This is a genomic window from Lacticaseibacillus boliensis (assembly GCF_054784775.1).
Genome location: NZ_BAAIHN010000060.1, coordinates 1 through 7,872, shown reverse-complemented (window position 1 = coordinate 7,872; position 7,872 = coordinate 1). Strand labels below are relative to the sequence as shown.

At 54.6% G+C, this 7,872-nt stretch carries 7 protein-coding genes; 6 read left to right on the top strand and 1 reads right to left on the bottom strand.

Annotated elements, in window-relative coordinates; translation table 11 throughout:
- Window positions 1-458: 458 nt before the first annotated feature.
- The 6 genes from ACYVRB_RS13870 (at window position 459) to nrdF (ending at window position 7,050) form a co-directional block, all read left to right on the top strand.
- Window positions 459-1,229 carry a LysR family transcriptional regulator gene (locus ACYVRB_RS13870; protein WP_164509913.1) on the top strand — a complete coding sequence of 257 codons (771 nt, stop codon included), beginning with the start codon at window positions 459-461 and terminating at the stop codon, window positions 1,227-1,229.
- Window positions 1,230-1,284: 55 nt separating this feature from the next.
- Window positions 1,285-2,127 (top strand): DegV family protein, encoded by an 843-nt coding sequence (locus ACYVRB_RS13865; protein ID WP_125708914.1) that lies wholly within the window; start codon window positions 1,285-1,287, stop codon window positions 2,125-2,127.
- 183 nt (window positions 2,128-2,310) lie between these two features.
- Complete coding sequence (locus tag ACYVRB_RS13860; protein WP_125708912.1) at window positions 2,311-2,784, top strand: class Ib ribonucleoside-diphosphate reductase assembly flavoprotein NrdI; 474 nt, start codon at window positions 2,311-2,313, stop codon at window positions 2,782-2,784.
- Between the two features lie 42 nt (window positions 2,785-2,826).
- Window positions 2,827-4,971, top strand: a complete 2,145-nt coding sequence (nrdE, locus tag ACYVRB_RS13855) for a class 1b ribonucleoside-diphosphate reductase subunit alpha (protein WP_125708910.1) — start codon at window positions 2,827-2,829, stop codon at window positions 4,969-4,971.
- 169 nt (window positions 4,972-5,140) lie between these two features.
- A complete protein-coding gene (locus ACYVRB_RS13850) occupies window positions 5,141-6,058 on the top strand; it encodes a ribonucleotide-diphosphate reductase subunit beta (protein ID WP_125708908.1) in 918 nt (305 codons plus the stop codon).
- A gap of 41 nt (window positions 6,059-6,099) precedes the next feature.
- On the top strand, window positions 6,100-7,050 hold the full coding sequence (nrdF, locus tag ACYVRB_RS13845; protein WP_152164928.1) for a class 1b ribonucleoside-diphosphate reductase subunit beta: 951 nt from the start codon (window positions 6,100-6,102) through the stop codon (window positions 7,048-7,050).
- Between the two features lie 445 nt (window positions 7,051-7,495).
- Here nrdF and ACYVRB_RS13840 read toward each other — a convergent pair.
- A partial coding sequence (locus ACYVRB_RS13840) for a transposase (protein WP_461212776.1) occupies window positions 7,496-7,872 on the bottom strand: 377 nt, incomplete at its 5' end.

Sequence of the window (7,872 nt, the reverse complement as noted above, 5' to 3'; positions counted from 1 at the left end):
ACAATTTTTCCAAGAAGATGTCGATCATCGAGGCCTTCCAGAATCGTCGTTGGTCTGGTAACTTGAGGCACTGATTGGCAAGTTGCCTAAAGTTGATACGATGAAGAAACTCTTGGAACAAAACGAGCCCGGCGTCATTTGAAAGTTGACCGTCGTCGGCGGTCACAGTCACATTGGTATTGCATTGCAGGGATAAGCTGGTTAAAGTTGAGATGGTGTGAAGCCTCGCTTTCGTGATGGTTTTCGTTGACTCAACCTTAGCATATAGGCGCACCCAATGGGTGAAACACCAAAGCAGCGCAGTCCCGTGTGAACCGTGGGATTGCGCTGCTTTTTTGAAATTCTATGAATAATCCAGGTATATTTAACTTACGATCCCCAGTATGCGCGCCGTTGATATTGGCGCATATTATCAGTTTATGATAAGGTTATCGCAAATCGTGATAAGAGGATGCGCTATGCAACTGCAAGACTTAGAGATATTCATCAGACTATATCAACTACGCTCTCTTAACCAAGCGGCTAAATCACTGGGCTTCGCGCAATCGAACATGACGGTGCGCCTCAAGCATATCGAATCTGAATTCGGGGTGCGCTTATTTACCCGAGATCATCGCGGCCTTACCCCGACGCAAAACGGTACTCAGTTCTATGCATACGCCCAGACGGTGACCCAACTGACCGATGACATCCGGCAACAAATGCACGCCCCTGTGCACAAAAGACGTATCGCGATGTCGAAGTTGCTTTTTGATCTTCTCGTCATCCAGCAAGGAGAATACTCGCTAGCCCATGATACCTTCGCACTATTAACTTCTACAGAGTTCCTTGATTTACCGCAAGACGCAGCTGAGCTGGTCGTCACCTATGCGAACTTCGCGCACACTGGCTACCAGCAGATCGCACGCGCATTCCTCCCTGCTTCGTTTCTGATCAGCGCGAACCGGCCACTCGAGGCCCACCGTTTTCTGATCAACAGTGACCAGCACTGCCCGTTTCGGGCACAAACGCTTCGCTACCTCCACCAAGACTTGTCACAGGTTCAAGAAATCGATTCATGGGACAGTATTATCCACCTAATCCAAGCAGGTCAGGGGATCGCGTTACTACCAGATTACCTGATGGCCCGCGATGACTTGATGCGCACCACGCCACATCAGCGATTCAAGATCCCCTACGCGACCTTTGTACGAAGCGCCTCCTCTCTGTACGAAAGCGTTACGACATGATACAATATCCATAAAGATGACAGCTGGTTCCGGAAACCAGAAGGAAGGCATATCCATGACGAATATCAAGCTCGTGACCGACTCCTCTGTGCAACTGACTGATGAAGAAATCGCCAAGTATCACATCACCGTCGTCCCACTCACTGTGATGATCGACAACACCATCTACACCGATGGCGAAACCATCAGCCGCGGCGAATTCATGGCTAAGATGGCGGAAGCTTCGGCATTGCCTAAGACTTCGCAGCCGCCGATCGGCCGCTTCCTCGACGTCTACAACGAACTATGCGCCGACGGTAGCGAGGTGCTGTCTGTGCACATGCTGGCGGCCTTGTCTGGCACGGTCAACGCCGCCCACCAAGCCGCCGAGCTGGCCGACGGGCAGGTGACGGTGATCGATTCTGACTTCCTCGACCGGGCCTTGAGCTTCCAGCTGATCGAAGCCGCCAAGCTGATCGAACAAGGGGCCGCTATGCCTGAACTCCTCGCCCGGATGACGGTGGTGCGCGCCCGGACCAAGGTGATGCTAGCCGTCGCGACGCTGGACAACCTCGTCAAAGGCGGCCGTCTCAGCCGCGCCGCAGGGGCTATCGGGTCACTGCTCAACATCAAGGTCATCTTAGAAGTCGTCGATGGCCAGCTCAGCGTCCGCCAGAAAGGCCGCGGCATCAAAACCATCCATCGCTTCGCCGACGATTTGCTGACCAAGCTCACCCAATGTGACCGCCTCGCCGCCGTCGGCATCTCATACGCCGGCAGCGCCGAGTATCCACAGTCGTTGGCAACGCGTCTGCGCCAAGCGCTACCAGCCCTGCCGATCGTCGTGCAGGCGACATCGCCGGTCATCGCCACGCACACAGGCGAAGGCGCCTTTGCCGTGATGTATTACACCGACTGAACCACAGCCAACAGGCATGCCCATCACGGGGCATGCCTGTTTTTTTACCCTAAGTCAGCCGAGCGCCACGAAAGCACAAGGATCACCACATCAACGCACAAGGATTCCTTGTTCAAATTGCACTATATACGGTGCTATGATTATTACCGAACCACAACATATAGACATTGGCGGTGAAATTCATTGAAACATCTCAATATATTGTATATCAGCCTCAGCGGGAACACCACTAACTTCGTCGAGCGCTTGACCCAGCATTTAGCCACATTAGACGTATGCGTCCACGCCATCAACGTCAAAGCCACCCCAGACCCGAAGCCCCTAGACGCACCATTCGTCTCGTTTCTACCGGCTTTTCTCAAAGGCGGCAATGGGGTCAACAACGGCTACACCGAGATCCTGACTGGAATCTTGGCCGACTATCTGGTCTATGCCGACAACTATAAGCGCTGCGTCGGTATCATCGGTAGTGGTAACCGCAACTTCAACAAGCAGTTCGCCTTGACCGCCAAGCAATACGCCCAGCGCTTCGGCTTCCCTTACCTGACTGAATTCGAGCTGCGCGGTAGCGAAAACGAAATCGTTCGCATCGGGCAGATGCTGCTCGCCTATGCGCAACCAACGCCCAGTGCCGCCTGGCCCAACCCAGAAGCCTGAGTACAGTGGCAACGACGACGCTTCGCAACGAAAGGATATTTCATGAAAGACTACTTCTATCTCAACAACCTGGTCAACATCCCTGTTGATGGCCAGATCCAGCTCCAATACGACCAAGAGGCATTACATACGTTCCTCGACGAAGAGATCACCCCGCATACCGTACCCTTCGCCTCACTCGATGACTATCTGACCTATCTCGTCGACAACGACTATATCGACGACACCATCTTGGCCCAATACACCCGCGACTTCGTGAAGACCTTATTCGATCGTGTCGCAGCCAAGCAGTTTCACTTTCGAAGTTTCATGGGGGCCTACAAGTTCTATGCCCAATACGCGCAGAAAACCAATGATGGCACCCAGTACCTCGAGAACTTCAGCCAACGTGTCGTTTTCAATGCGCTATACCTCGGCGCCGGTGACGAGCAACTCGCTTCGGCGGTCGCTGAAGAGATCATCACCCAACGCTATCAACCGGCGACGCCGACCTTTCTCAATGCCGGACGCAAGCGGCGCGGCCAGATGGTGTCTTGTTTCTTGATCGACGTCAACGACTCGATGCTGTCGATCGGCCGCGCCGTCAACTCCGCCTTGCAACTGTCACGCATCGGCGGTGGCGTCGGCGTCAACCTCTCTAACATCCGCGCGGCTGGTGAACCGATCAAAGACATCGAGAACGCTTCTTCTGGCGTGGTACCGATCATGAAGTTGCTGGAAGATGCTTTCAGCTATTCCAACCAACTCGGCCAACGCAACGGGGCCGGCGTGGTGTACCTGAACGTTTTCCATCCGGACATCATGGCGTTTCTGGCCACCAAGCGTGAGAATGCCGACGAGAAGATCCGCGTGAAGACGCTATCGCTAGGCGTCGTCGTGCCTGACAAATACTACGAGTTGCTCAAGACCAACGCCCCGATGTACCTGTTCTCACCGCGTGACGTTCAACGCCGATACAACAAGCCCTTCTCCTATATCGACCTCACCGCAGAATACGACAACCTGGTCGCCGACCCTACCATCCGCAAAACCACGATCAACGCCCGCGAGTTAGAGCAAGAGCTGTCCCGCCTCCAACAGGAATCTGGCTATCCTTATATCCTCAACATCGACACGGCCAACCGCACCAACCCGGTGCCTGGCAAGATCATCATGAGTAACCTGTGTAGCGAGATCTTGCAGCCACATGAGCCTTCCGTCTTGAACGATGATCTGTCCTATGCTCAAGTCGGCGCCGATGTCGCCTGCAACCTCGGCTCCACCAACATCGTCAACATGTTGGCGTCACCAGACTTCAGGCGTTCCGTAGAGACTGCGGTGCGCGCCTTGACGACGGTGGTCGATACCACCGACATCAAAGAAGTCCCGACGGTCAACGCCTCTAACCGCCGCTTCCACACGATCGGGCTCGGCGCCATGGGCCTACATACGGCGCTGGCGTGCCACGCGATCGAATACGGGTCACCAGAGGCCCTCGAATTCACCGAGGCGTACTTCATCGCCTTGAACTACTACTCCTTGCTGGCTTCCAATCACATCGCTCAAGAACGCGGCGAAAGCTTCGAAGGCTTCGCGCAGTCGCGATACGCAGACGGTAGTTACTTCGATCAGTACCTGACTGGCGAATTTACGCTGACCAGCGCGAAGAACCGCGCCATTTTTGCTCAGCTAGGGCTCCCGACTGTCGCAGACTGGCAAGCCTTGAAACGGGCCGTTACCACCACCGGCCTGTATCACCGCAACCGGCTGGCGGTCGCACCCAACGGCTCGATCTCCTATATCAACGAGACTAGCGCATCGCTACAACCGATCACCCAACTGGTCGAACAACGCCAAGAAAGCAAAGTCGGCTCGATTTTCTATCCGGCACCTTACCTGTCCAACGAAACGCTGCCATACTACACGCCGGCCTACGACATCGACCAGCGTAAGATCATCGACACCTATGCCGCCGCCCAGAAGCATATCGACCAAGGCATGAGCCTCACGCTGTTCATGCGCTCGGTCCTGCCGGTGGGCTTATACGAATGGAAGACCCCAGAGCAGCCTAAGATGACGACGCGCGACCTCAACCGCCTGCGCAATTACGCCTGGACAAAAGGCATCAAGTCGCTGTATTACATCCGCACGTTCACTGAAGACGACGAGATCAAGACAGCCAACGAATGCGAATCATGCATGATCTGACCCCAGAGCGGAGTGGCGCGCACTTAGCGGGTCGGGTAGCCTAGCTGTCGCACTTGAGGTGGTCTTGGCCTCGAGTACGATAGCGTAGCTAGCCGCACCCGCGCCGCGCCACTCGCCGAACCCACAATAGCCCACCAACACAAGAACGATACCATCACGAGGGAGAAACATGGCATATCTATATTATAAAGCGATCAACTGGGACGAGACTGAAGACGAATTTGATGCGATGATCTGGGAACAGCTCACCAACAACTTCTGGCTCGACATCCGCGTCCCGATCACCGAAGACCAAGCGGCATGGGCCGCGCTGGACCCCACGACGCAGACCAAGATCGGCCGCGCCTTAGCGTCTGCCAGCTTGTTGGCGGCATATCAATCCGAGCGCTGTGCACCAGCGCTGCGCTCGTGCCGCCGGACGCAACAAGAAGAAGCCGTGCTCAACATCATGACCTTCATGGAGTCTGTCCACACCAAAGGCTACACCACGATCTTTCGCGGATTAGGCGAAGACGACAATGCGGCATCATTCTTCGCTTGGGCAGACAGCGACGCGGCAACGCAAGCGGCACTGACCAAGCTCGATGACGCGATCCAAAGCCCGGTTGCACCGGTCCGTCAAGCCGCCTTCATCCTGATCGAAACCGAGCTGCTGTACAACCGCCTAGCGCCGGTATTGGCCGTCACCACCTTGCCGAACGTCGCTAGGATGCTGACGAATATCTTGGCTGGTAGCTTGATATTCGTCAACTATATAGGCTACAAATGGCGCCAGAATCTCGCTGCATTACCCGCCGCCGAACAAACCGCCGCTTCAGCCGCCATCCAGGCGCTAGAACAAGCACTGGCCGAATGGGAGCGTACCTGGTCGACAGCACTTGACCCGCACGCCGATGACGACGCGCTGATGCTGGGCCTGCATCACGCCAATTCATTGTTAGACTTGCCCCTAGGTGAAGTCGCCGACACGCCACTCGCGGCGTTAGTCGAAACAACGCGCCAGCGCGTGCTAACGCCTGTTGCCCATGAGCAGATAGTCGACGTCGACGCGACGGAAGCGATGATGGAAGAAGACTACGATTTCTGATCCGCCAGCGCACTCACCACACGCAGAAAAGGAAGTAAGCAATGACATTCACAACCGTTAATTGGAACACCATCGAAGACGAATTCGATGAATATGTATGGGACAAAGCCACCGCCCAGTTCTGGCTAGACACCCGCGTCCCAGTTTCTCACGACCTCGCGACATGGCGGACACTTTCTCCAACCGAGAAAGACGTTATCAACAAAGCCGTCGGTGGCCTGGCACTGCTGGACACCTTGCAATCGGAAGAAGGCGTCAACGTCATGCGCGAAGACGCCCGCACGCGCAAAGAAGCCGCCGTCATCAACGACTTCTTGATGATGGAATCTATCCACGCCAAAAGCTATGGCACCATCCTGATCTCTTTGAACGACCAGAAAACTATCAATGCCGTCTATGACTGGATGAACAACGACCCGCGCATGCAATACAAGGCGCGTGTGATCAATGAGATCTACCAGACCGGTAACAATATCGAGAAGAAGGTCGCCAGCGTTTTCCTAGAAGGGATCTTGTATTACACCAACTTCTTCACCCCGCTGTGGTACCGCGGCAACAACAAGCTCGCCAACCTCTCGGAGATCATCAAGCTGGTCATCCGCGATGAATCCGTCCACGGCACCTACCTCGGCTACAAGTTCCAACTCGGCTTCAACGAGCTCCCCGATGCCCAGAAGAAGACCTTCAAAGCCTGGATGGACGACCTACTCGACGACTTGCTCGAAAACGAATTCGCCTTTAGCGACGCCTTATACGCGCCGATCGGGCTGGCCGATGAGGTCAAACAATTCGTGCGCTATAACGCCAACAAGTCCCTGCAGAACATGGGCTTCCCTGCCCGCTTCGAGCACGCCGCGATCGAAGACATCGACCCGATCGTCATGAACGGCATCTCCACAGAAACCGCCAACCACGATTTCTTCTCTCAAGTCGGTGCCGGCTACCTCATGGGCACCGCAGAATCGATGCAAGAAAGCGACTATGACTTCTAAGTGATTCACCCCAACGCCTTACACACATCAGACAACAATCTGATGTGTGTAGGGCGTTTGCCGCTGCAACAAAAAAACTCACCTAATCTAAGGTGAGTAAAAACTGCTACCGCGGCGCTGCCCTTGCTTCAGGCCTTGGGGGAACCCTGCAGAAAGGGAGTTTCCGCTTAGTTTTTATCGGAGTGTAGTCGCTGCGCGGGTGTGCAACGCTACGTGTAAGGCTAGTCAAAGTACCATTAGGGCTACCTTGACCGATGGCTTCGCAGCACACTTTAACCTGGATTATTCACCTCGGTATTTGGGACATGAAATCGCATCTGGCCGGTCTGAAAGCAACGTTTGGAGCGTTGCGAATACTGACTGAGCGGAGAAGTTGGTGATCGATGCACCACGAATAGACCGACCCAGTTTTCGGCTCGACGCACGACCTATTCAGTTATTCAGTTCAGGTCGCCAACTGATGGACTTCGTCCATGAGCCGACTAAACCAGTTCTTGTAAACATAGTTAGAAGCAAGATGAATCACCACACGACGGGCGTGCCAAGTAATCCTACCGGCGATGTGAAAGAGACTGAACCGTAGCGAGGAGATGGTTGAACGACGGTCTTCCGAGACAAAGAGCTGTTTAAAGAGCTGAACCAGGTTATAGGCAATACCGGTGATCAAGGCTCGTGCAGTGTTCCGTGCAAAAGTTGAGCTGTCTGTTTTGTCAAAGCCAAACCCGCATTTCAGCTCCTTAATTTGGTTCTCAGCATTGCCCCGCTGTCTATAGGTCTTGAACAAAGTCTCTGGAGCCTCGGAGGCCAGGCTGGTCACTACGA